This window comes from Shigella sp. FJ200513, assembly GCF_040495915.1.
Classification (GTDB): domain Bacteria; phylum Pseudomonadota; class Gammaproteobacteria; order Enterobacterales; family Enterobacteriaceae; genus ECMA0423.
The window spans coordinates 25,153-50,150 of sequence record NZ_JBDYCV010000013.1; the positions used below are offsets into that span (position 1 = coordinate 25,153).

General features: G+C 52.8%; 24 protein-coding genes and 1 pseudogene. 4 read left to right on the top strand and 21 right to left on the bottom strand.

All coding sequences use genetic code 11. The annotated features are described in order from the left end of the window. Positions 1-72: 72 nt before the first annotated feature. From ccmH to napF, 15 genes are read right to left on the bottom strand one after another with little or no spacing between them, the layout of a single operon-like run. Positions 73-1,125 (bottom strand): cytochrome c-type biogenesis thiol:disulfide oxidoreductase CcmH, encoded by a 1,053-nt coding sequence (ccmH, locus tag ABZJ92_RS04780; protein WP_001211575.1) that lies wholly within the window; start codon positions 1,123-1,125, stop codon positions 73-75. Continuing rightward, on the bottom strand, positions 1,122-1,679 hold the full coding sequence (dsbE, locus tag ABZJ92_RS04785; protein ID WP_000824439.1) for a thiol:disulfide interchange protein DsbE: 558 nt from the start codon (positions 1,677-1,679) through the stop codon (positions 1,122-1,124). Before dsbE ends, ccmH begins: the two co-directional genes overlap by 4 nt. Next, complete coding sequence (gene ccmF / locus ABZJ92_RS04790) at positions 1,676-3,619, bottom strand: cytochrome c-type biogenesis heme lyase CcmF (protein ID WP_000982459.1); 1,944 nt, start codon at positions 3,617-3,619, stop codon at positions 1,676-1,678. The genes dsbE and ccmF overlap by 4 nt, the downstream gene beginning before the upstream one ends. Further along, positions 3,616-4,095 (bottom strand): cytochrome c maturation protein CcmE, encoded by a 480-nt coding sequence (gene ccmE, locus ABZJ92_RS04795; protein ID WP_001026418.1) that lies wholly within the window; start codon positions 4,093-4,095, stop codon positions 3,616-3,618. The genes ccmF and ccmE overlap by 4 nt, the downstream gene beginning before the upstream one ends. Beyond that, positions 4,092-4,301 carry a heme exporter protein CcmD gene (gene ccmD, locus ABZJ92_RS04800; RefSeq protein WP_000186540.1) on the bottom strand — a complete coding sequence of 70 codons (210 nt, stop codon included), beginning with the start codon at positions 4,299-4,301 and terminating at the stop codon, positions 4,092-4,094. The genes ccmE and ccmD overlap by 4 nt, the downstream gene beginning before the upstream one ends. Then, entirely contained in the window at positions 4,298-5,035 is a 738-nt protein-coding gene (gene ccmC / locus ABZJ92_RS04805) for a heme exporter protein CcmC (protein ID WP_005085159.1), read from the bottom strand. The genes ccmD and ccmC overlap by 4 nt, the downstream gene beginning before the upstream one ends. A 41-nt stretch (positions 5,036-5,076) precedes the next feature. Continuing rightward, entirely contained in the window at positions 5,077-5,739 is a 663-nt protein-coding gene (gene ccmB, locus ABZJ92_RS04810) for a heme exporter protein CcmB (protein WP_000971730.1), read from the bottom strand. Beyond that, on the bottom strand, positions 5,736-6,359 hold the full coding sequence (gene ccmA / locus ABZJ92_RS04815; RefSeq protein WP_000525596.1) for a cytochrome c biogenesis heme-transporting ATPase CcmA: 624 nt from the start codon (positions 6,357-6,359) through the stop codon (positions 5,736-5,738). The genes ccmB and ccmA overlap by 4 nt, the downstream gene beginning before the upstream one ends. 12 nt (positions 6,360-6,371) lie before the next feature. Continuing rightward, a complete protein-coding gene (gene napC / locus ABZJ92_RS04820) occupies positions 6,372-6,974 on the bottom strand; it encodes a cytochrome c-type protein NapC (protein ID WP_000528367.1) in 603 nt (200 codons plus the stop codon). A 9-nt stretch (positions 6,975-6,983) separates the two neighbouring features. Continuing rightward, positions 6,984-7,433, bottom strand: coding sequence for a nitrate reductase cytochrome c-type subunit (napB, locus tag ABZJ92_RS04825; RefSeq protein ID WP_000835174.1), 450 nt, complete (start codon positions 7,431-7,433; stop codon positions 6,984-6,986). Beyond that, positions 7,430-8,293: a quinol dehydrogenase ferredoxin subunit NapH gene (gene napH / locus ABZJ92_RS04830; RefSeq protein ID WP_000013513.1), complete on the bottom strand. Its 864-nt coding sequence runs from the start codon at positions 8,291-8,293 to the stop codon at positions 7,430-7,432. Before napH ends, napB begins: the two co-directional genes overlap by 4 nt. Further along, complete coding sequence (gene napG, locus ABZJ92_RS04835) at positions 8,280-8,975, bottom strand: ferredoxin-type protein NapG (RefSeq protein ID WP_000091291.1); 696 nt, start codon at positions 8,973-8,975, stop codon at positions 8,280-8,282. Before napG ends, napH begins: the two co-directional genes overlap by 14 nt. A 6-nt stretch (positions 8,976-8,981) precedes the next feature. Next, positions 8,982-11,468: a periplasmic nitrate reductase subunit alpha gene (gene napA / locus ABZJ92_RS04840; RefSeq protein ID WP_000778072.1), complete on the bottom strand. Its 2,487-nt coding sequence runs from the start codon at positions 11,466-11,468 to the stop codon at positions 8,982-8,984. Then, positions 11,465-11,728 carry a chaperone NapD gene (gene napD, locus ABZJ92_RS04845; protein WP_000557378.1) on the bottom strand — a complete coding sequence of 88 codons (264 nt, stop codon included), beginning with the start codon at positions 11,726-11,728 and terminating at the stop codon, positions 11,465-11,467. Before napD ends, napA begins: the two co-directional genes overlap by 4 nt. Beyond that, the gene (napF, locus tag ABZJ92_RS04850; protein WP_000686713.1) at positions 11,718-12,212 is read right to left on the bottom strand and encodes a ferredoxin-type protein NapF; all 495 of its coding nucleotides are present in this window, start codon (positions 12,210-12,212) and stop codon (positions 11,718-11,720) included. Before napF ends, napD begins: the two co-directional genes overlap by 11 nt. 108 nt (positions 12,213-12,320) lie before the next feature. Here napF and yojO point away from each other — a divergent pair, with 108 nt between their 5' ends. Together yojO and eco are read left to right on the top strand one after the other, a co-directional pair. Next, entirely contained in the window at positions 12,321-12,485 is a 165-nt protein-coding gene (yojO, locus tag ABZJ92_RS04855) for a protein YojO (RefSeq protein ID WP_001296837.1), read from the top strand. A gap of 113 nt (positions 12,486-12,598) precedes the next feature. After that, positions 12,599-13,108 carry a serine protease inhibitor ecotin gene (gene eco / locus ABZJ92_RS04860; protein ID WP_000712259.1) on the top strand — a complete coding sequence of 170 codons (510 nt, stop codon included), beginning with the start codon at positions 12,599-12,601 and terminating at the stop codon, positions 13,106-13,108. Between the two features lie 121 nt (positions 13,109-13,229). Here eco and mqo read toward each other — a convergent pair. The 6 genes and pseudogenes from mqo to ompC all read right to left on the bottom strand — a co-directional run bounded on the left by mqo (position 13,230) and on the right by ompC (position 20,867). Further along, a pseudogene (gene mqo / locus ABZJ92_RS04865) lies at positions 13,230-14,854 on the bottom strand (malate dehydrogenase (quinone)). 217 nt (positions 14,855-15,071) lie between these two features. Continuing rightward, positions 15,072-16,715: a microcin J25 efflux ABC transporter YojI gene (gene yojI, locus ABZJ92_RS04870; RefSeq protein WP_000422172.1), complete on the bottom strand. Its 1,644-nt coding sequence runs from the start codon at positions 16,713-16,715 to the stop codon at positions 15,072-15,074. Between the two features lie 75 nt (positions 16,716-16,790). Beyond that, a complete protein-coding gene (gene alkB, locus ABZJ92_RS04875) occupies positions 16,791-17,441 on the bottom strand; it encodes a DNA oxidative demethylase AlkB (protein WP_000884947.1) in 651 nt (216 codons plus the stop codon). Further along, on the bottom strand, positions 17,441-18,505 hold the full coding sequence (gene ada, locus ABZJ92_RS04880) for a bifunctional DNA-binding transcriptional regulator/O6-methylguanine-DNA methyltransferase Ada (RefSeq protein ID WP_000786374.1): 1,065 nt from the start codon (positions 18,503-18,505) through the stop codon (positions 17,441-17,443). The genes alkB and ada overlap by 1 nt, the downstream gene beginning before the upstream one ends. Before the next feature lie 73 nt (positions 18,506-18,578). Next, positions 18,579-19,634, bottom strand: a complete 1,056-nt coding sequence (gene apbE / locus ABZJ92_RS04885; protein WP_000406130.1) for an FAD:protein FMN transferase ApbE — start codon at positions 19,632-19,634, stop codon at positions 18,579-18,581. Between the two features lie 111 nt (positions 19,635-19,745). Then, a complete protein-coding gene (gene ompC, locus ABZJ92_RS04890) occupies positions 19,746-20,867 on the bottom strand; it encodes a porin OmpC (protein ID WP_000865562.1) in 1,122 nt (373 codons plus the stop codon). Between the two features lie 737 nt (positions 20,868-21,604). Between ompC and rcsD the strand changes: the two genes are divergently transcribed. Both rcsD and rcsB read left to right on the top strand, forming a co-directional pair. Continuing rightward, positions 21,605-24,277, top strand: coding sequence for a phosphotransferase RcsD (gene rcsD, locus ABZJ92_RS04895; RefSeq protein WP_001249092.1), 2,673 nt, complete (start codon positions 21,605-21,607; stop codon positions 24,275-24,277). 16 nt (positions 24,278-24,293) lie between these two features. Continuing rightward, positions 24,294-24,944, top strand: coding sequence for a response regulator transcription factor RcsB (rcsB, locus tag ABZJ92_RS04900; RefSeq protein WP_001061917.1), 651 nt, complete (start codon positions 24,294-24,296; stop codon positions 24,942-24,944). Positions 24,945-24,998: the final 54 nt, after the last annotated feature.

Below are 24,998 nucleotides of genomic sequence, written 5' to 3' on the forward strand. Positions count from 1 at the left end.
CGCCGCATCCGGCATAAACTAAGCGCACTTTGTCATCAGTCTAGCCCGATGGCATCACCATCGGGCCTCTTTTTATTTACTCTCCTGCGGCGACAAATGTTGCATCGCCTGCGCGATACTACGTTCAATCACCGCACGGCGAGTATCGTTGGCAGGTAAGAGTTTCAACATCATCTCCCACGCGGCAACGGCTTCGCCAAATCGCTGCTGCTCAAAGGCATTAAACGCATACATGCTTAGCACACGGATATTGCTATGGTCCGTTCTCACCAGCTGACGTAGCAGTTCACCGCCGAGGCGGTTGTCGTTGGGATCAGATGAACGAGTCAACGCTTCAGCGTATCCCAGTGCGGCATCGCTGTTCTTCGGATCGAGGCGATACGCAGTAGCGTATGCATCGGTGGCGATACTGGCGTTACCCAGCGCCATGCCAACGCGGCCCAACATAATCCAGCCTTCTATATCTCCCGGATTTTTTTGCAGTTGAGTACGCATCCCCAGCGCAAGGCGCGACATCTCTTCTTCGTTGAGCGGATCGGCTTTCGGGTCCAGCGCCCTGTCCAGCAACGCCGGAGCCTGTGCCGTGGCCTGCTGCCAGATTTTCACCTGCTGATAATTGCCAGTCTGGTAGTAGCTGACGCCAGCCACAATTAACGCCACCACAATACCCGGCAGATAAACAACATATCCGGCACGCTTACCTTCCGGCACGCTTTGTTCAGGAAACGCTTCCGGCACCACGCGTACCCGACGCCGCGAGCGGGCGTATATGACCCAACCGCCAATGCCAATAGCCACTACTGGCAGCACCCACAGCAGCACGGTCAGCGGCGTTAACGGCGGATCGTAAGTGACGAAGTTGCCGTAACGCGCCACCATATAATCGACAATCTCTTTTTTACTTTTACCTTCCTGCATCAGTTCATACACTTTCTGACGCAGGTCGGTGGCAATCATCGAGTTGGAATCGGCAATGCTGTTGTTCTGGCATTTCGGGCAGCGCAGTTCTTCAGTGAGCTGACGGAACTGTTGTTCCTGTGCTTCATCTTTAAACTGCAACACGTCGATGGTCGCCAGCGCTGAGCCGGAGATCATCAGCATCAGCACGCCCAATAAAAACCTCATTGTGCGGCCTCCTTACTGTATTTCTCCCACAGCGGCTTGATCTCTTCTTCCCAGACGCGAGGATTGAGATCGCCCGCATGGCGATAGCGAATGATACCGTTGCCGTCAATAAGGAAGGTTTCTGGCGCGCCATAGACACCGAGATCCAGCCCTAACATGCCGTCGCCATCAAACAGGCTTAGCGCGTAAGGATTGCCCAGCTCTTTCAGCCAGCTGATTGCCTTCTGGCGATCGTCTTTATAGTTCATGCCGACCACGCGAATGCCCTGCGCTGAAAGCTGATTCAGATATTGATGTTCCGCACGGCAGGTCGGACACCAAGTCGCCCAGACGTTAAGCAGTACTGGTTTGCCCTGAGTCAGCACATCCGCCTGATAAAACTGCCCCGGATTGTCCAGTGATTCGAGACGAAACTTCGGCACAGGCTTGCCAATGAGCGCCGATTCCAGATTGGTCGGATCATCCCCTTCGGCATTACGCGCCAGCTGCCACAGCAGCGCCGCGGCAATCGCCAGGAAGATAATCAACGGAATTAACAATACTTTGCGCTTCATACGGCCTCCGGCGCAGTTTTTTGCGGACTCACGCGCTTACGATAGCGAGGATCAAACAGACACAGCAGTCCGCCCAACGCCATCATCAGCCCGCCCGCCCAAATCCAGCGAACAAATGGTTTGTAGTAAAGACGCACGGCCCACGCGCCGTTTTCCAGCTCTTCACCGAGCGCGGCGTACAGGTCACGCGTGATGCCGCCGTCAATTGCCGCTTCGGTCATCATCGACCCGGCAGTGTTGTAATAACGTTTTTCCGCATACAGCACCGTTTCCGGTTTACCCTCTCGCGTTACGCCAATAGTCGCCACACCGCCGCGCCAGTTCGGGCCAGTCACCTCTTTGACATCACGGAAGGTGAAGCGATATTCATGAATATCGACGCTATCGCCGGACTTCATGCGCACATCACGCTCAACGCTATAATTCTGGCTAAAGGCAATGCCAACAATTGTCACTGCCAGCCCCAGGTGAGCCGCCACCATCCCCCAATAACTGAAGGTGGTTTTCGTGCCGCGTGAAATACGCAGCGCAGCTTCCGCAGTTGCCAGCACCGCAATCCAGCAGGCCATTGCCAGGCCGAGCACCGTCATCGCCACAACTTTGCTTTCGAACAGCCACGGCAACAGCAGAGACAGCACCAGCGTAGAGATGAAGGCGATAATCAATAAATTGCGGATTTTACGTGGGCGATCGCGCCCCCAGCGCACCAGAGGACCGACACCAAGCAGTAGCGCAAACGGCACCATCAGCCAGGTAAACATGGTGTTGAAGAACGGTTCGCCAATCGAAATACTGCCCAGTCCAAGTTGCTTGTGCACCAGCGGCAGCAGCGTCCCCAGCAACACCACCAGCATCGCGGCGACCAGCAAAACGTTGTTCGCTAACAGCAAAGATTCCCGCGACCACAGCGCATTGTTTACGCGTGAGCGAACTTTGTGTCCACGCGCGGCAAACAGCAGCAGCGAACCGCCAATCACCAGCACCATAAAGGCGAGGATAAACATACCGCGCGCCGGATCAGACGCAAACGCGTGTACCGATACCAGCACGCCGGAACGCACGAGGAAAGTCCCCAACAGACACAACGAGAAGGCACTGATTGCCAGCAGTAATGTCCACGCTTTGAAGCTGGCGCGTTGTTCAGTGACCGCCAGTGAGTGCATCAGTGCAGTCCCCACCAGCCACGGCATAAACGAGGCGTTTTCTACCGGATCCCAGAACCACCAGCCACCCCAGCCGAGTTCGTAATAGGCCCATGCGGAACCGAGCACAATGCCGAGCGTTAGGAAAATCCACGCCGCCAGCGTCCACGGGCGAGTAAAACGCGCATAAGTGCTGTCCAGACGCCCGCTCAGCAAAGAAGCAATGGCAAAAGCAAACGCCACCGAGAAACCCACGTACCCCATATAAAGCAGAGGCGGATGGAAGATCAGCCCCGGATCCTGTAACAGCGGGTTAAGATCGCGCCCTTCAATCGGGAAGTTCGGCAGCGTGCGTGAGAACGGGTTAGAGGTAAAGAGAATGAACAGCAAAAAGCCGACGCTGACCATCCCCATTATCGCCAGTACACGGGCCACAATATCCAGCGGAATACGCTGACTAAAAATCGCCACCGCAAAGGTCCAGCCGCTCATCAGCAGCACCCACAGCAGAAGCGAACCTTCATGCGCGCCCCAAGTAGCCGCCACGCGATACCACACCGGAAGCTGGGTATTGGAGTTGCTGGCAACATAGGTGACGGTAAAGTCGTTGACCACGAAAGCATTGACCAGCACCAGAAATGCGCCAGCCACAGACATAAACAGCAGCCAGGCAAACAAGCGGGAAGACGCCATCATGCGCGCATCTCCGCGCGCCACGCCCCATAGCGGATACACGGACAGCAGCAGCGCAATCCCTAACGCCAAGCACAGCAGCCCGTTTCCAATTTCCGGCATCATGATGCTGGGTCCTTATAAACACTCGCCGGGCGACGGTGGTTAGCTTCCATCGCTTTCTCAACTTCTGGCGGCGTGTAGTTTTCGTCGTGTTTCGCCAGCACTTCTTTCGCGAGGATATGATTGCCTTTTTCCAGCTCGCCCTGCACCACAACGCCCTGCCCTTCACGGAACAGATCCGGCAAAATGCCTTCGTAAGAGACATCCACTGAGCCTTCAGCATCGTAAATGGTGAAGGTCACTTTCAGCGAATTGGGATCGCGCTGCACGCTACCCGGCATCACCATCCCGCCAACGCGCAGACGCTGACCGACTTCCGGCATCTGCTGAGTTTCACGCTTGCCGTAGAGAATTTCCCCCGGCGTATAAAAGAGATCGATATTCGAGCGCAGCGCATATAGCACCAGACCGATAGTCAGCGCTAGCCCTGCCAACACGGCACAGGCAATCCACAAGCGGTTTTTACGGCGAATATTCATGCAGCCTCCTGCTGTTGCGCAGCACGTAAACGCGCCTCACGCGCCCGCTGTTGCGCCACACCACGCAGAATTGCGCGATGTTGCATCACCGAGTGCACGACCAAAACCACCAGCGGAATAACGGTCATCACCACCGCCAGCCAGACAAAAAAGGCGTAACCGCCCATTGCGAAAAATTCATTCCAGGAAGCAAATGCAGGGGTCATTTACGGCCTCTTTTCAGTATCAGTTCACTCACCCACGGACGGCGTTTTTCCATCAGCAAAATCAAATTACGCATCCGCATCAGCGTCAGCGTGGCAGACAGGAGCAGGAAGCCAAAAATCGACCAGCGCAGCGGCGAACGCATCGCCGGATCGATACTTTGCTGCATCCGCGTTGATCCCTGATGCAGGGTGTTCCACCACTCCACGGAGTAATGAATAATCGGCAGATTCACCACGCCAATCAGCACCATGATACCTGCCGCACGGCCCGCCAGACGGCGGTCGTCGAAGGCGTGCCACAGGGCAATCACACCCACATACAAAAACAGCAGCACCAGTTCAGAAGTCAGACGTGCATCCCATACCCACCAGGTGCCCCACATCGGTTTTCCCCATGCAGAGCCGGTAACCAGGGCAATAAAGGTAAACACGGCACCAATGGGGGCCATCGCCGCCACCGCCAGGTTGGCCATTTTCATCTGCCAGACAAGGCCAATAAACGCCGCCACCGCCATTGATGCATAAATGCCCATCGACCAGATCGCCGCAGGCACATGCAGGTAGATAATGCGGTAGCTATTTCCCTGCTGATAATCAGCCGGAGCAAAGCCGAATCCCCAGATCCAGCCGACGGTAAGCACGACCACACTGGCAATTGCCAGCCACGGTATAAACCAGCCACAGATTTGATACAGCCGTGGTGGGATCGCCAGTTGATGCAGTGTTTTCCACATAGTTTCGATACCAGACTCGAACAAAAATCAGTAATCCAGCGTTATTGAATGCTGATTCGTAACGCTGCCGCCGTCGCAAAAGGACTTAATGTCGCGGTGCCTGCCAGCAACGCGCCTAAAATTGCCAGATACCCATCAACGGGCAAATGCATAGAAGCCGCGTCCATCGCGGCGGTGGCAAAGATGAGTAATGGGATAGTCAGCGGTAACACCAGTATGCTGAGCAGCACACCACCGCGCTTAAGTCCCACTGTCAGCGCCACGCCCGGTGCACCGAGAAAGCCAAGCGTAGGCGTTCCCAGCAGCAGCGTCAGCGCCATCACTTGCCAGCCATAAACATCCATTCCCAGTAGCATTGCTACCAGTGGCGAAAGGATGAGTAACGGCAGACCGGTTACCATCCAGTGCGCCATCACCTTCGCCAGCACAACGGCGGGCAAGGGTAACGGCAACAACATCAATTGTTCAAGACTGCCGTCCTGCAAATCGTCACGGAACAGTCGTTCCAGCGCCAGCAAGGATGAAAGCAGCGCAGCAACCCAGATAATGCCCGGTGCAATACGCGCCAGCAGTTGCGGCTCCGGACCGATACTGAGCGGAAAAAGGGTAATTACAATCAGGAAGAACCACAGCGGGTTGGCGATTTCGGCGCTATGGCGAAACGCTACGCGCAGTTCAAGACGGAAAATACGCCAGAACATCATGCGGCCCTCGTTTGCGTCAGTGAAATGCGGCGAATTTTACTTTCAGCAACGTTGAGCGGCTGGTGGGTAGTCAGAATCACAATCCCCCCCTGCTCCGTATGCTGCGCCATACGCTGGGTCAGACGATCGACGCCGTTAACGTCAATCGCGGTAAAAGGCTCGTCGAGGATCCATAATGTGGCACGGGTCAACCACAGACGCGCTAAAGCGACGCGGCGTTGTTGCCCGGCAGAAAGTTGATTTACCGGAATATCTTCGAATCCGGCAAGCCCGGCCTGCGCCAAGGCTTCCAGACATTGTGCGGCATCGCCATCGCGATGATAAAAGTGCAGATTTTCTAACGCCGTCAGCCGGGTTTTGATCCCCGGCTGATGGCCTATCCATAACAGGGTTTGATGGTAGCTGTCGCGTACCTGATGCAAGGGCTGCCCTTGCCAGAGAACCTCGCCAGCGTCAGGGCGAGACAACCCCGTCAGCAAACGGAGAAGCGTTGTCTTCCCCGCGCCGTTGCTACCGGTGATTTGTACCCACTCTCCTGCGTTCAGCGTAAATGACAAGCCACTAAATAAGGTTCGTTCATCCCGCTCACAAAGTAACTCTCTGGCTTCAAGCATACCCACGCAATAACCCTGTTAAAAACCTGGCTCGACTTCACGCATATCGGGCAGCTTGTGCGCGATCCCTTTATGGCAATCAATACAGGTTTGCCCATCTTTCACCGCCTGGTCATGCATCTTCGCGGCAACCGATTTCTGGGCGGTTGTATCCATATACTCGAAGTTGTGACAGTTACGGCACTCCTGCGAGTTATTGTCCTTCATGCGCCGCCACTCATTCTGTGCCATCGTCAGACGATGAGCTTCAAATTTCTGCGGCGTGTCAATAACGCCAAAAATTTTACCATACAGCTCTTTACTTGCTTTGAGCTTGCGTATCATCTTCGGCACAAACTCGTGCGGAACGTGACAATCCGGACAGGTCGCACGGACGCCGCTACGGTTGTTGTAGTGCACGGAATCCATGTATTCCTGATACACCGTGTTGCGCATTTCGTGGCAGCTAATGCAGAACTCTTCGGTATTGGCTTTTTCCATCCCGGTGTTAAAGCCCCCCCAGAAGACGATGCCGCCAACAAAACCGATCAACAGCAGCGTCCCCAGCGCCAGATGGCTGGGGGTACGCCACCATTTCCACAGGCGCTTAATCAGACCAGGCTTACGGTCAGAATTTCCCATAATAACCTCTTATTTCCCGTAACCTTTTGATGGGGTAAAGGTATTCCCCACGATTGGCGCGGTATCGGCCTGCGGTACGTGACATTGCAGACAGAAATAACGACGCGGAGCCACTTCCGCGCCCACTTTGCCGTCGCTGTCCATAAAGTGAGTAGGACTGATACGCGGCGCGCCAGTGGTGCGATAGCTTTCGACACCGTGGCACTGCAAGCAGCGATTGGTATTGGTCGTTACCTGATAACCTTCAACGCTATGCGGGATCATTGGCGGCTGATTCACATAGTTCAGCGGCATCCGATCCTGCTCTTTTGGCATCCGAATGGCCCCTTCCTGCGTCCCGGATACTTCCGGCGACTGGCTAAAATCGACGCCATTAGCCGCCCAAACCGCGCCGCTTACCACCAGGGCCAGCATCGCCGTCCATTGACACAGCGCTTTCTTCAGGTCATGGCTTTTCATGATTTCGCTCCCGAACTCCATCGTGTAGTTATTGTAAATACATCCTCAGAACAGACATCCACGCAGCGACCGCACGTCATGCAATCGCGGCTGGTGACCTGCACCGGGCTTTGTTCATCCAGCACCGGGGCACGTAGCACATGCGGTTCCGGGCAAACATGAAAACAATCCATACAGCGGTTACATTTCTGCCGATCGCTGGCCGCAACGGTAATCACACCTTTGCTACCCAGCACGCCATACAGCGCGCCAACCGGACAAATGTGCCCGCACCAGCCGTGTTCAACGACCAGTAGATCAAATAAAAACAGCGCGAGAATAAGCAGCGCGCCGCTGCCGAAGCCCATTACCAGGCTACGCCCCATCAGAGAAACGGGGTTGATCCATTCCCAAATGAGCGTGCCAGTTAAGGCTGATCCCACCAGAATGACCACCAACAGCACGTAGCGAATGTGGCGAGGGATCGTCGCAGACTGATTGAGGTCAAAGCGCCTGCGTAACCAGTTCGCTAAGTCGGTAATCGGGTTCAGCGGGCAGACCCAGCTGCAAAATAATCGCTTTCCCGCCAGGGCGTAGAGCACGGTGATAATCACCGCACCGGTCAACGCCACCGTAGCAGGCAGATGACCACTGGCAAGACTTTGCAGCGTCATCAGCGGATCGGTCAGCGGAACGGTGTCGAATAACAGGCTACTGCTGTAGTTGCCGTGCAAGATCCACACACCAAACCATGGACCGCTCAAAAACATCCCCAGCACGAAGAACTGACAAAGGCGACGTAACACCAGCCAACGGTGACTGCGCCACCAGCCTTTTTTCTCCAGCGCCTCGCGCCCGGCGTCACGTTTACGATTTGCCATTGTTCCCCTCCAGCCAGCCGAAGCGGTAATGGTGACCTAACTCCCCTTTCGCCAGTGACAGCGGTAACACCTTGATTGCCGGTTGTTCCAGCACGCATACTTTTTCGCACTTACCGCAACCGGTACAGGCGTCGCTGTGAACCGTCGGCAGAAAGCGGGCGTGCTTACCGGTACGCGTGTTGCGCTCCAGCTCCAAGGTGATGGCCTCATCAATTTTCGGGCATTCGCGATAACAAACATCGCAGCGCAGCCCCTGAAAGTTGAGACAGTTTTCCTGGTCCACCAGTACCGCCAGCCCCATCCGCGCGTCGTCGATCGATTCAATCTCACGATCCAGCGCACCGCTTGGGCACACTTTGGCGCACGGAATGTCCTCACACATTTCGCAAGGAATATCCCGTGCGACAAAATATGGCGTGCCCGCCGACAGACCAGAGGCCAGCGTCGCCAGTTTTAAGGTGTCGTAAGGGCAAGCCTGAACACACTGACCGCAACGCACACAGGCACTGGCAAAGGCGTTCTCGTTTATGGCTCCGGGCGGGCGCAACCGCACGCCAGATGCGCGTGCGGTTTGCTGTTGTAACCCCAGCGCCACACCCACGGCAGCCAGCCCGCCTGCTGTGCGAACGACATCGCGCAGAAAGCGGCGGCGACCATTTTGAGGTTTCGCTGACCGGGACATAATGGCTTACACCTTCTCCAGTTTGACCGCGCACTTCTTGAAGTCCGTCTCTTTCGAGAGCGGATCGGTCGCATCCAGCGTCAGTTTGTTAACCAGCTGTGCGGCGTCGAAGAACGGCATGTACACCAGGCCCTGTGGCGGACGGTTACGACCGCGCGTTTCAACAATCGAGATCACTTCGCCACGGCGAGAAACCACTTTCACTTTGTCGCCACGGCGCAGATCGCGCGCTTTCGCATCCAGCGGGTGAATAAACAAGACCGCTTCCGGGAAGGCGCGGTGCAGTTCCGGCACACGGCGAGTCATACTGCCGGTGTGCCAGTGCTCCAGAACGCGTCCGGTAGAGAGCCACAGGTCGTACTCTTCATCCGGTGCTTCCGCCGCCGGTTCGAACGGCAGTGCGAAGATCACCGCTTTGCCATCCGGTTTACCGTAGAACTTATAGCCTTCGCCCGCTTTCACGTACGGGTCGTTACCTTCGCTGTAACGCCACTGTGTTTCTTTACCATTCACCACCGGCCAGCGCAGACCGCGCGCTTTGTGGTAGTCATCGAACGGTGCCAGATCGTGACCGTGACCGCGACCAAACCATGCGTACTCTTCGAACAGCCCTTTTTGCAGATAGAAGCCCAGCTCGCGGGATTCATCGTTCAGCTGATCTTCCGCCAGTTCGGATACCGGGAATTTGCTCACTTCGGGGGTGGCATACAGAACTTCGTACAGCGTTTTGCCACGCAGTTCCGGTTTCTTCGCCAGCAGCTCTTCCGGCCATACTTCTTCAGTTTTGAAGCGGCGGGAGAACTGGACTAACTGCCAGAGATCCGATTTCGCTTCGCCTGGCGCCTGTACCTGCTGACGCCAGAACTGAGTACGGCGTTCGGCGTTACCGTAAGCGCCCTCTTTCTCTACCCACATTGCGGTCGGCAGGATCAAGTCGGCGGCCAGCGCACTGACTGTCGGATACGGATCGGAGACGATGATGAAGTTGCGCGGATCGCGCCAGCCCGGCATACGCTCTTCATTGATGTTCGGCCCGGCCTGCATGTTGTTGGTACACATGGTCCAGTAAACATTCAGCTTGCCGTCTTTCAGCGCACGGTCTTGTGCCACCGCATGAAGACCGATTTTCGCCGGAATGGTGCCGCTCGGGATATTCCACTTCTTCTCACAGATATCACGATGTTTCTCGTTAGTTACCACCATGTCCGCAGGCAGACGGTGAGCAAAGGTGCCCACTTCACGCGCAGTACCACACGCAGAAGGTTGCCCGGTCAGGGAGAACGGACCGCAACCCGGCTGGGAAATTTTGCCGGTCAGCAGGTGCAGGTTGTAGACCAGGTTGTTAGCCCACACACCACGGGTATGCTGGTTGAAGCCCATCGTCCAGTAGGAGATGACTTTCTTGTTCGGATCGGCATACAGCTGCGCCAGTTGTTCTAACTGGTCTTTCGGCACGCCGGTCATTTCAGCGGTTTTTTCCAGCGTATACTCAGCAACGAAGGCTTTGTAATCTTCAAAGCTCATCGGTTCGGAGGCGTCAGAACCCGGATTCTTCGCTGCTTTTTCCAGCGGATGGGTCGGACGTAAACCGTAGCCGATGTCCGTCGCCCCTTTGCGCAGGTTAACGTGCTTGCTGAAGAAGTCCTGATTTATCGCATTGTTTTGAATGATATAGTTGGCGATGTAGTTCAGGATCACCAGGTCAGATTGCGGCGTAAAGATGATGCCGTTATCCGCCAGCTCGAAGCTACGATGCTGGTAGGTAGAAAGCACCGCCACGGTGACGTTCTGGTTAGAGAGACGACTGTTAGTGATGCGTGACCAGAGGATCGGGTGCATCTCCGCCATGTTAGCGCCCCACAGCACAAACGCGTCAGCCTGCTCGATGTCGTCATAGCAGCCCATCGGCTCATCCATACCAAAGGTACGCATAAAGCCAACTACTGCCGACGCCATACAGTGACGTGCGTTCGGGTCGATGTTGTTCGAACGGAAGCCCGCTTTGAACAGCTTGGACGCGGCATAACCTTCCCAGATAGTCCACTGACCAGAACCGAACATACCGATCGATTCCGGCCCTTTTTCTTTCAGGGCGGTTTTGAATTTCTCTTCCATCACATCGAAGGCCTGATCCCAGGTGATTGGGGTAAATTCGCCTTCTTTGTCATATTTACCGTTTTTCATACGCAGCAGCGGCTGCGTCAAACGGTCTTTACCGTACATGATCTTGGGCAGGAAATAGCCCTTAATGCAGTTCAGGCCACGGTTAACCGGTGCGTCCGGGTCGCCCTGACAGGCCACCACACGCCCCTGCTGCGTTCCGACCAGAACGCCGCAACCAGTACCGCAGAAACGGCACGGCGCTTTATCCCATTTAATGGCTTCCTGCTGACCAACAACGGCGCGGGCAACGCCCGGCACGCTGAGACCGGCAGCCGCCGCAGCGGCCGCAACGGCGTTAGCTTTCATAAAGCTACGACGACTGAGTTTCATGGTGTTTCCTCACCTTGCTCTTCCTGCTGGTGATAAACCAGCGACACCGCCAGCACGCCCTCTACGTTGCGTACTGACTCAATGGTTTGGATCAGCGTTTCGCTGTCTTCTGCTTCCACCACCACAATCAACTGACCGCTCGGCGCGTCGCTGACAGCAACTTCACAGCCGGGAAAGGCGTTCAGTTGGGTGCTGATGTCTGAAATTCGTTCGCTTTTGGCCTGCACGACCAGGCTGCAAACTTGCCAGTTAGTGTGCATGGAGATACTCCGCAGTTATGGCTGATACCGGACAGCTGGCTGCACATGCTCCACATCCGTTGCAAAGTTGGCTATTAAGTTGCGCCTGGTAGATCCCGGAGAGCGTCGGGCGAAAGATAATTGCCATTGGCTCACAGCTATCCTGACAGCGGCGGCATTCAACTGACTGATACGCCAGGCACGCGTCCCCGATGGTGAACTGCAAATCCCAGGCCCTGGTGTGGCGCGGAGAAAATAGCGATTCGGGGCAAGCCTGCGCGCAGGCGTAACAGAAGCTGCACTCGTTATTTTTGAAATTAACGCTCGGATAGCCACCCGTGCCGCGTTGCAGAATGTTGTTTTCACAAGCATTAATACAGGCGTCGCAGCGGGTGCAATGGGTCAGAAAATGAGATTCATCACCGGACCAGGGCGGACGGATACCGTTACTGGCTTTGCGCCAGCAACCAGTGAGTATGCCCCGACGGGATGCATCAATCTTCACATTGACCTTCCATCATTAACGCGCTCTGAAAATTGAGAGCGACCAAATAGACCGCATAATTAATAAGCCATTTTTATAGCCGCTAAGATATTAAAGGATGTGTCAAAGATGCATACCCCGATCGGGGTAAAACCTGTAGCAGGATCAAAAGAGTGGCGGGAAGCGTGGCAAAAACGGGCTTTTGCTCACATTTCAAATGGTTATAAACATATTTATATAGCGATTAATTCACCAGAGATATTTCTGCTGGTTTGCTCCCTCATCAGAATTTAACACTAAAAGAGCAGGTAAAATTGTCTGAATGTTCTTTAAGTTATTCATAAAGCAAATTAATAAATCTGATGAATATGTTAACCTTCAGCGACATCATCGGTGAAAACCTATAAATGAAGAAGGAAAGCAAAAAAATGAAGACCATTCTACCTGAAGTATTGTTTGCCGCTTTCGCTACCACTTCCGCCTGGGCGGCAGAAAGCGTCCAGCCACTGGAAAAAATCGCGCCTTATCCACAAGCTGAAACAGGCATGAAGCGTCAGGTGATTCAGTTAACCCCGCAAGAAGATGAATCTACCCTGAAAGTAGAACTGTTAATCGGTCAGACGCTGGAAGTCGATTGCAATTTGCATCGTCTCGGCGGGAAGCTGGAAAGCAAAACGCTGGAAGGCTGGGGCTATGATTATTATGTCTTTGATAAAGTTAGCTCGCCGGTTTCCACGATGATGGCCTGCCCGGATGGCAAGAAAGAGAAGAAATTTGTCACCGCGTATCTGGGCGATGCTGGAATGCTGCGTTACAACAGCAAGCTGCCGATCGTGGTGTATACGCCAGACAATGTAGATGTGAAATACCGCGTCTGGAAGGCGGAAGAGAAAATTGACAACGCGGAAGTTCGCTAAACTGTTGTGAAGTACGGCACCCCGTTGGTTGGATAAGGCGGTTACGCCGCATCCAACATCTAACGCCCGAGCCGGTTGCCTGATGCGACGCTGGCGCGTCTTATCAGTATACGCCACATCATTACAACGCAATATCCGCCACTTCTTTTTGAACGGGTTGCGGTTTCAACTGCGGTTTCGGCGTACTATCTGCTGCTTGCGGTTTGTCGTATTTCAGCCCCAGCACTTCGCTGGTGTACTGCAACTCGCGTTCTGTTGCCGCTACATCACCGTTCAGCTTGCGTCCATAAGACGGAACGATCGCTTTCAACGTAGCCTGCCATTGCGGGCTGGAAACGCGATCGCCAAATACTTTTTCCAGTAGATTCAACATAATCGGCGCGGCGGTTGACGCCCCTGGCGATGCCCCCAGCAGCGCCGCAATGGTCCCTTGCTGGTCACTGACCACTTCGGTACCCAGACGCAGTACGCCACCTTTCTCGGCATCACGCTTGATAATCTGCACACGCTGCCCCGCTTGCCACAAACGCCAGTCCTCTTTTTTCGCTTGCGGATAGTACTCTTTCAACGCTTCAAAACGATCCTCTTCACTCAACATCACCTGACTCACCAGATATTTCACCAGATCGAAATTATCCAGCCCGACGTGCATCATCGGCATCACGTTAGAGGTGGTGGTGGAACTCATCAGATCCCACAATGAACCGTTTTTGAGGAATTTGGTTGAGAAGGTGGCAAATGGCCCAAACAGCACTACGCGTTTACCGTCCAGAACACGGGTATCGATATGCGGAACCGACATCGGTGGTGCGCCAACGGATGCTTTACCGTAAACTTTCGCCAGATGGCGATTAACCACGTCTGGATTTTCCGAAACAAGGAACTGTCCGCCCACCGGGAAACCGGCGTAGTCTTTCGCTTCCGGAATCCCCGATTCCTGTAACAGCTTCAGCGCCGCACCGCCCGCGCCGATAAAGACAAATTTGGCGCGGATGTTCTGTGCAGTGCCGTTTTTCAGATCGGCAACGGTAACGGTCCAGGTGTTATCGTCATTACGCTTTAGGGCGCGGACTTCGCTGCTGAGTTGCAGCGAGAAGTTAGATTTCTTCTGTAAGGAAGCAATTAACTGGCGGGTGATCTCACCATAGTTCACATCAGTGCCAATTTCTGTTGCGGATCGCGCCCTTCCATCACTAACGGTGCCCACTCTTTGATCTGCGCGTGATCTTCAGAGTAACGCATACCGCGAAACAGCGAGCTTTGTTGCAACGCGGCGTAACGGGCGCGCAGGAAATTAACGTTATCCTCGCCCCAGACAAAGCTCATATGCGGAACGGTATTGATAAATGAACGCGGAGTACGCAGCACGCCGCGCTCGACCTGGTGCGCCCAGAACTGGCGGGAAATCTGAAATGCTTCGTTAATGGCGACTGCTTTTTCAATACTGATGCTGCCATCGGCGTTTTGCGGGGTGTAGTTCAGTTCCATCAGTGCAGAATGCCCGGTTCCGGCGTTGTTCTAGCCGTTCGAACTCTCCTGCGCGCCCCCCTCCAGGCGCTCCACCATGGTCATCGACCATTCAGGCTCCAGCTCGCGTCAATAGGTCCCCAACGTGGCGCTCATAATGCCGCCGCCAATCAACAGTACATCAGTTTCCTGCTCCTCGGACGCTTTCGCTTTTGCCGCCATCGAAACGGCATTAAGCCCCACGGCCATCGAGAAGAGCATGGCAGTCACTTTTTTCATCTTGTTAATGCCTTACTTTTAGTCGCTTTATTGCAGGTGAGATTTGCGCGGCATCAACGGTAACACTTAAGTAACAACATTTAAATAATGTTTATAAATTATATTCTAATTTTAGAAACATTATAATTTCGTTGATTAATTATAGGGTTATTAGAAATGAAGGGATTTTTAGCATATTGACCTGACGGCAGCAGTCCGCCAGGTCAGCGTCGTAATATTATGCCGTCCGGGCAACGGCATCACGCGAAGCGGCATCGCGCTCTTCGCCCGTCAGCTCGCTAAGTTGCCCATTGCGCATTTCCAGCAGGCGGTCGGCGTGGATAAAGTAATGATCATCATGACTGATAGCGAAAATAGTTTTACCCATCTCCTGCATCAGCGGCAGCAACACCTGATAAAACTCACGACGGAAGTGTGGATCCTGATCCACCGCCCATTCATCCAGCAGGATAATATCGCGTTCTTCTGCCAGCGCCAGCAACAGCGCCACGCGTTTTTTCTGCCCTTTTGATAACTTCAGGTTAACAATACGCCCGTTGCTTAACTCAAGCTTATGAGCCATTTTCAGCTGCGCCAGCCACTTCTCAACCAGTTGCGGGTTAGCGGGTTGCCCCTCCGGCCCCAGCAGTTGATCAAACAGCCAGACATCGGTAAACACTGCCGAAAACAGTTTGCGATAATCTTCCGGTTGTTCGCCGCTGACAGGTTTGCCATCCAGCAAGATTTCGCCGCTTTGTGGCTGATACAAGCCCGTCAACAACATCGCCAGCGTCGATTTTCCGCTACCGTTACCGCCAATCAGAAACAGCAGCTCGCCACGTTTGATGGTGAGATTAATCGGACCAACGGAAAACGCGTTATCCTGATAAGCAAACGTCACGTTACGCAGCTCCAGCGTTTGCCAGTTGGGAAACGCCTGCGGGCGCGGAAACTCAGCTTTGAAAGGCGCGAGCGCGAATTTGTTCAGCTTGTTAAACGCCACCTGCGCCGTCAGCAGCGTCGGCAATGCGCCAACCGCCGAAAGCAGCGGCGTACGCAGGAATAACAGCGTCAACGAATAGGTCGCAGCAACGTTGGTATCAGCCCAACCGAGACTGTTCGCCATCCAGAACACCAGGCCGATAGCGCCCAGCATCATGATGTTTGACCAGTTCACGGCACTAAGATGGAAGGTGTCTGCGCGAATAATATGATGGCGATACTCTTGCGCATCGGGGATGTAGAGGTTGTTAAACACATACTCGGCGCGTTCCCGGTTCAGAGTCAGCTCTTTGCGCCCTTCAAGTACAGTTTGAAAATCCGTGTACAGCTTGTCTTCGGTTTCACGTAGGGTCGCCATATGTTTGTACACCCGCGCCACCAGCACAAAACCGCCCCAGATGGTGATCGCCATCCAGATAGCCGTTACCAGCAACATTTTGCCCGACAGCATCCACAGATACGCCGATGAACCGATAGTGAGAATGATCCCCTGCCCCAGTTCCGGCAGACGCACAAAAGCAATGGTGATATTGCGCACATCGCTGGTTAATCCCGCCAGCAACGAGGCGCTACCGAGTTGTTCAATGCGCTCGACGTGGGTATCCAGAATCCGCTTGATAAATTCACTACGCAGTCGGTAAACGAAGTGATGCCCCAAAGTGGTGAGCGCCAGTTGCGATCCGAGAGTGACTGCCATCAACAGCAGCAATAATCCCAGAAACTCCGGTAACACCAGCAGACTGGTATCCGCCGTTTCGATAAGGCGCTGATTGATAAAAGCAATTAAGCCAATGCCTAATGCCGCACTGGCGAGGCTTAGCGCCATCACACTGATAAATGGCCAGCGATACTGCCGCCAGACAAGTACAAGAAGTTCCATGCAGAAAACCCGGACAATGAATTACAGCCCGCAGTTTAAACATCTTCGCGCGCACAGCAATAATAATTCTTATTTTTATTCTTTTTTACCTGCCTGACGGAATGTCAGGTTGTAGCGGCAGTCGGTGGTGAGTGGATGAAACCCCGCTTTCAACGGTTGAATACCGTGATAAAACAGCCGCGATTCACCGCCCCATACCACCACATCGCCATGTTCCAACAACAAACGTTTGAGCGGATCATTACGTTTCAGGCCACCAAATTGAAAAATCGCGGGTAAGCCCAGAGAAACAGAAACAATTGGCGCGCGCAGATCCGGTTCGTCTTTATCCTGATGCAGCGACAGTTTCGCGCCAGGAGCGTAGCGGTTGATAAGACAAGCATCTGGCTGGAAATCTGGATAGCCCGCCGCCGTAGCCGCACGTTGACATAAATCATGAAAGCTTTGTGGCATAGCGGGCCACGGTTTATTTGTTTGCGGATCAATGGGCGAATAGAGATAACCTTGCCGATGGGTCGTCCAGCCCAGATGCCCACAGTTGGTCATCGCCACCGACATGGTATATCCGCCTGGAGCGACCATCTGGCGAAACGGCGACTGGCTGGCAACGTCATTAATATCGCGGATTAGTTGCTCCGCAGCATTAAAAGCAAAACGCCGTAAAATTACCGCACCAGCCGCCAGTGGCTCTTGCCACGGTTCAGCATCGGCAAACAGATCCAACATTACCTCTCCTCATTTTCAGCTTCGCGGCGCAGCAGTTGCGCTTTACGCGACACGCCCCAGCGGTAACCGGAAAGTGTGCCATCACCACGGACCACCCGATGACAGGGTATTACGATAGCCAGCTTGTTGGCGGCACAGGCGCTGGCAACGGCCCGTACCGCTTTCGGTTTGCCGATGGCGTTAGCCAGTTGCTGATAACTGACGGTTTCACCACAAGGTATCGTGCGCAGTGCCTGCCAGACTTGTTGCTGAAAAGCAGTGCCGCGAATATCCAGCGGTAACGTCAGCGGCGTATCGCGTTGATTGAGGCTGGCGATCACTTCACGCACATGTTGCTGAAACGTCAGATCGGCAGGCGCGTTGTCGGCAGCGGGAAACATCTGCTGCAACTCGCTGATTAATGTCGCGTCATCATCGCCCAGCAATATCGCGCAAATCCCCCGCTCGCTTTCTGCCACCAGGCAACGACCCAGCTCACAATCAGCCAGCGCGTAACGCACCGCCAGATTTTCGCCACCGTGACGGAATTGTTTAGCCGTCATGCCCAGCGTTTCATCGGCTTTGCGGTAGTAACTGCTGCTGTCGGGGAATCCGGCGTTAAGAATAGACGTCGTCACGCTCTCCCCTTTCGCCAGCGATTCGCGCAAACGGCGAGCGCGCCAGGCCTGTTGCCAGGCTTTAGGCGTCATTCCGGTAGTAGCTTTAAACAACCGATGTAGATGAAATGGACTCATCGCCACCTGGTCGGCTAAGGCTTCCAGCGTTACAGGCGTTTCCTGTTCCAGCAGTCGACACGCGTGGGTGATTTTATCCAACCGATGTTGCCGGGGATTGGCTTTGTCTGGCTGACAACGTTTGCAGGGGCGAAATCCGGCGGCGAGTGCCTCGCTGGCATTTGCGTAGAAGGAGACATTTTCCCGCAAGGCATGTCTGGCGCGGCAAGAAGGACGGCAAAAGATACCCGTGGTGCGCACGGCGAAAACGAATTCGCCGTCGGCATTCGGGTCGCGGGCTAAGACAGATTGCCAGCGTTGATCGTCAGTTAAGCATGTGGCGTTTTTCATAATCAGCTCCCTGGTTAAGGATAGCCTTTAGTCTGCCCGGTCACCATCACGCAAAAACCAACAATCTTGCGCTTTAATTTTTTTCGCTGACAAGGAAGCTTTTAAACTGTGGTGACATCCAGGTTTTAAAGCTATCGCCTTCTTTGGTGATCATATAAACCGCCAGCCCTTCCCGGCGAACAACCTCTTTGGCTTTCTCCGGCCCGAGTACCATCAAGCCAGTATCCCAGGCATCGGCTTCCAGCGCCGTCGGAGCAATCACCGTCACGGATACCAGATTGTGTTCGATGGGACGCCCGGTTTGCGGATCGATAACATGGGAAAGACGTTTGCCGTCCAGTTCGTAATAGTTACGGTAGCTGCCAGAGGTGCTAATCCCATGACCGTTGATATCCACCACAGCCTGAACCGCGTTTTCTTTATCGGTTGGTTTTTGAATCGCTACCCGCCACGGCTGGCCTTCACCGTTCATACCACGGCTGTTCAGCGCGCCGCCCACCGACACCAGATAGCGGGAAATCCCTTCCTGCTCCATCAAGCGTGCCAGGTGATCCGCCGCATAACCTTCACCGACGGTGGAGAGATCGACATATAAATCCGGCAGGTCTTTTTGCAGATATTGCTGATGCGACTGATTGATGACCGTCAGGTGCTGTAAGCCGGTTTTGGCTTTCATCGCATCGATCTGTTCCTGGCTCGGAATTTGAACCGGCTGTTGTTCCGGGCCAAAGCCCCACAGATTCACCAGCGGCCCGACGGTAATATCCATCGCACCATCGGTCCTTGCCCCAATGCGCAGCGAGGTGGTGACGATATCGGCCATCGCTTCACTTACCGGCCACGGCGACAAACTTTGCGAGTCGTTAAAGCGCATCAGCGCGGAATCTTTTTTATAGGTCGAAAGCAGCTGATCGTCGGCGTCCAGCTGGGTCTGAATCTTTTCTTTAAGTTCGGCACTGCGTTTGGCATCAATGCCCGGGATGCTGGCACGCCAGAAGGTACCCATGGTTTTGCCTTCAAGAACGGTAACTTCAGTAGCGTGGGTTTTGGCGGGTTGTGGTTTTTGATCGCAACCAACAAAGAAGAGCGCGGCAACCAGCAGTGCCACGCGGGTAAAGCTTATTTCCATACGTGATTATCCTCATGCGAACGGTCGCAAGAGTACACCAAAAAACTGTGTTTGTACGCTGAAAACAATGAAAAAAGGGCCCGCAGGCCCTTTGTTCGATATCCATCGAGATTAGAACTGGTAAACCAGACCCAGAGCTACGATGTTATCAGTGTTGATGCCAGCGTCACGAGTGAACTGGTTGTCGTCCAGCAGGTTGATTTTGTAGTCAACGTAGGTGGACATGTTTTTGTTGAAGTAGTAGGTCGCACCAACATCAACATATTTCAGGATATCTTCGTCGTCGTAGTTACGACCATTGATGACACCCAGGTTTTTACCTTTAGACTGCAGGTAAGCCAGGGACGGACGCAGACCGAAGTCGAACTGGTACTGAGCAACAGCTTCGAAGTTCTGTGCTTTGTTCGCCCAACCCAAGTTGCCTACGCGAGTTGCGTTGTAGGTCTGGGTGTACTGAGCAGCTAGGTAGATGTTGTTCGCGTCGTATTTCAGACCACCGGTGTAGGTTTCAGCGCGGTCGCCATTACCGATGTAACGCTCATCATAACGGTTCAGACCGAAGTTCTGGTCATCAGTACGTTTGGAGCTGGAAACTGCAGCACCGATACCGAAGCCTTCGTAATCATAAGTAATAGAACCGCCAACGCCGTCACCGTTCTGACGCAGAGCTTCACGACCGTTGTTGGTCATGCCTTCACCTTCCGGGCTACCGTTTTTGCCCTGATACTGAACAGCGAAGTTCAGACCGTCAACCAGACCAAAGAAGTCGGTGCTACGGTAGGTTGCGAAGCCGTTACCACGCTGCTGCATGAAGTTGTCAGAACCGTAAGTGTCACCACCGAATTCTGGCAGTACGTCGGTCCAGGAAGTTACGTCGTAAACTACGCCGTAGTTACGACCGTAGTCGAAAGAACCTACATCCTGGAATTTCAGACCTGCGAATGCCACACGGGTCCAGGAGTTGTTTTCGTTTTCAGCGCTGTTGCCCTGGATCTGATATTCCCACTGGCCGTAACCGGTCAGCTGGTCAGTAACCTGAGTTTCACCTTTGAAGCCAAGACGCATGTAGGTCTGGTCGCCATCTACAGACTTGTCGTCAGAGAAATAGTGCAGGCCGTCTACTTTACCGTACAGATCTAATTTGTTGCCGTCTTTGTTGTAAACTTCAGCAGCGTTTGCTGCGCCTGCTACCAGCAGAGCTGGGACCAGGAGGGACAGTACTTTAACTTTCATGTTATTAACCCTCTGTTATATGCCTTTATTTGCTTTTTTATGCCACTGCATACTGATTAACCCTCATTAATCAGTCGGCAAGTCCATTCTCCCCAAAAATGCAGAATAATCCAACACGAATATGATACTAAAACTTTTAAGATGTTTCATTTATCGCTATAGACGTTTCAAAATGTAAATACAAGGGAACTTTTTAAGATTATTGCGGAATGGCGAAATAAGCACCTAACATCAAGCAATAATAATTCAAGGTTAAAATCAATAACTTATTCTTAAGTATTTGACAGCACTGAATGTCAAAACAAAACCTTCACTCGCAACTAGAATAACTCCCGCTATCATCATTAACTTTATTTATTACCGTCATTCATTTCTGAATGTCTGTTTACCCCTATTTCAACCGGATGCCTCGCATTCGGTTTTTTTACCCTTCTTTACACACTTTTCATTATTCTGTGCTACCACAGAAAAACTATAACGCTTGTTAACTATTTCACAAATAATTAACATCAGCATAATTTCCAGCAATCTTTGTTTATTTGCAATTAATTTCGTTGGGCTTTTTGTAGGTTATTTGTACAGCAAAATGGCGCTTGTACATCTATTTCCCCCCATACAGGATGATAAATATCACGGGAGAATAGAGAATCATCAATCAGGTAAGAGTCTGGAATTTCACACTGTACCCTTTATACTGCCCTATCACTTCGCGAAGTTTTAACAGGTCATAAACACGAATGCGTCAGAAAGAGACAACGGCCACGACCCGCTTTTCACTCCTACCGGGGAGCATTACCCGCTTCTTTTTACTGTTGATCATTGTGTTACTGGTGACGATGGGGGTAATGGTACAAAGTGCCGTTAACGCTTGGCTGAAAGATAAAAGTTACCAGATTGTCGACATTACCCACGCAATCCAAAAGCGCGTCGATACCTGGCGTTACGTGACCAGGCAGATCTACGACAACATTGCCGCGACGACCTCCCCCTCCTCCGGCGAAGGTTTACAAGAGACGCGCCTGAAACAGGATGTCTACTATCTGGAGAAACCACGCCGCAAAACGGAAGCGTTAATCTTTGGCTCTCACGACAACTCAACGCTTGAGATGACTCAGCGGATGTCCACTTATCTGGATACATTGTGGGGTGCAGAAAATGTACCGTGGTCGATGTATTACCTGAATGGTCAGGATAACAGTCTGGTGCTGATCTCAACCCTACCCCTTAAAGATCTCACCTCCGGATTTAAAGAATCGACCGTCAGTGACATTGTTGATTCACGTCGTGCAGAAATGTTACAACAGGCCAACGCCCTCGATGAACGCGAAAGTTTTTCTAACATGCGCCGCCTAGCCTGGCAGAACGGTCATTACTTTACCTTGCGTACCACGTTCAACCAGCCGGGACATCTGGCAACGGTCGTGGCTTTTGATCTGCCGATTAATGATTTGATCCCACCGGGTATGCCGCTGGACAGTTTCCGCCTTGAGCCAGACGCGACGGCAACGGGAAACAATGATAATGAGAAAGAAGGGACGGATAGCGTCAGTATCCACTTTAACAGTACGAAGATTGAAATCTCCTCGGCACTCAACTCTACCGATATGCGCCTGGTCTGGCAGGTTCCTTATGGCACCTTATTGCTGGATACGTTGCAAAACATTCTGCTGCCACTGCTGCTGAACATCGGTTTGCTGGCGCTGGCGTTATTTGGCTATACCACATTCCGCCATTTCTCCAGCCGCAGTACAGAAAGCGTCCCCAGCACGGCGGTCAATAACGAATTGCGCATTTTACGGGCAATCAATGAAGAGATAGTCTCACTGTTGCCGCTCGGCCTGCTGGTTCACGATCAGGAATCGAACCGCACTGTCATAAGTAACAAAATTGCCGATCATTTGCTGCCGCATCTGAATCTGCAAAACATCACCACCATGGCGGAACAGCATCAGGGGATTATTCAGGCGACGATCAATAACGAGCTGTATGAGATCCGCATGTTCCGCAGCCAGGTCGCGCCGCGCACACAAATTTTCATTATTCGCGATCAGGATCGCGAAGTGCTGGTAAACAAGAAACTCAAGCAGGCGCAGCGTCTGTATGAGAAAAACCAGCAGGGGCGGATGACCTTTATGAAAAACATTGGCGATGCGCTGAAAGAACCCGCACAGTCCCTGGCGGAGAGTGCGGCTAAACTCAACGCCCCGGAAAGCAAACAACTGGCGAATCAGGCAGATGTGCTGGTGCGGCTGGTCGAAGAAATACAGTTAGCGAACATGCTTGCGGATGATAGCTGGAAAAGTGAGACGGTGCTGTTCTCCGTGCAGGATTTAATTGATGAAGTTGTGCCTTCAGTGTTGCCTGCCATCAAGCGTAAAGGTCTGCAACTGCTGATTAACAATCATCTGAAAGCACACGATATGCGCCGCGGCGATCGCGATGCCTTACGACGTATTTTGCTGCTACTGATGCAATATGCCGTGACCTCAACGCAATTGGGAAAAATCACCCTTGAGGTTGATCAGGATGAGTCCTCTGAAGACCGCCTGACATTCCGCATTCTGGACACGGGAGAAGGCGTAAGTATTCATGAAATGGATAATTTGCACTTCCCGTTTATCAACCAGACCCAAAACGATCGTTATGGAAAGGCGGACCCGCTGGCATTCTGGCTGAGCGATCAACTGGCACGTAAACTGGGCGGTCATTTAAACATCAAAACGCGGGATGGGCTTGGTACACGCTACTCTGTGCATATCAAAATGCTCGCCGCTGACCCGGAAGTTGAAGAGGAAGAAGAGCGTTTACTGGATGATGTCTGCGTAATGGTGGATGTTACTTCGGCAGAAATTCGGAATATTGTCACTCGCCTGTTAGAAAATTGGGGTGCAACCTGTATCACACCCGATGAAAGATTAATTAGTCAAGATTATGATATCTTTTTAACGGATAATCCGTCTAATCTTACTGCCTCTGGCTTGCTTTTAAGCGATGATGAGTCTGGCGTACGAGAAATTGGGCCTGGTCAATTGTGCGTCAACTTCAATATGAGCAACGCTATGCAGGAAGCGGTCTTACAATTAATTGAAGTGCAACTGGCACAGGAAGAGGTGACAGAATCGCCTCTGGGCGGAGATGAAAATGCGCAACTCCATGCCAGCGGCTATTATGCGCTCTTTGTAGACACAGTACCGGATGATGTTAAGAGGCTGTATACTGAAGCAGCAACCAGTGACTTTGCTGCGTTAGCCCAAACGGCTCATCGTCTTAAAGGCGTATTTGCCATGCTAAATCTGGTACCCGGCAAGCAGTTATGTGAAACGCTGGAACATCTGATTCGTGAGAAGGATGTTCCAGGAATAGAAAAATACATCAGCGACATTGACAGTTATGTCAAGAGCTTGCTGTAGCAAGGTAGCCTATTACATGAACAATATGAACGTAATTATTGCCGATGACCATCCGATAGTCTTGTTCGGTATTCGCAAATCACTTGAGCAAATTGAGTGGGTGAATGTTGTCGGCGAATTTGAAGACTCTACAGCACTGATCAACAACCTGCCGAAACTGGATGCGCATGTGTTGATTACCGATCTCTCCATGCCTGGCGATAAGTACGGCGATGGCATTACCTTAATCAAGTACATCAAGCGCCATTTCCCAAGCCTGTCGATCATTGTTCTGACTATGAACAACAACCCGGCGATTCTTAGTGCGGTATTGGATCTGGATATCGAAGGGATCGTGCTGAAACAAGGTGCACCGACCGATCTGCCGAAAGCTCTCGCCGCGCTGCAGAAAGGGAAGAAATTTACCCCGGAAAGCGTTTCTCGCCTGTTGGAAAAAATCAGTGCTGGTGGTTACGGTGACAAGCGTCTCTCGCCAAAAGAGAGTGAAGTTCTGCGCCTGTTTGCGGAAGGCTTCCTAGTGACCGAGATCGCTAAAAAGCTGAACCGCAGTATTAAAACCATCAGTAGCCAGAAGAAATCTGCGATGATGAAGCTGGGCGTCGAGAACGATATCGCCCTGCTGAATTATCTCTCTTCTGTGACCTTAAGTCCGGCAGATAAAGACTAATCATCTGTAGGCCAGATAAGACGCGTTAGTGTCTTATCTGGCATTTGCACCGAT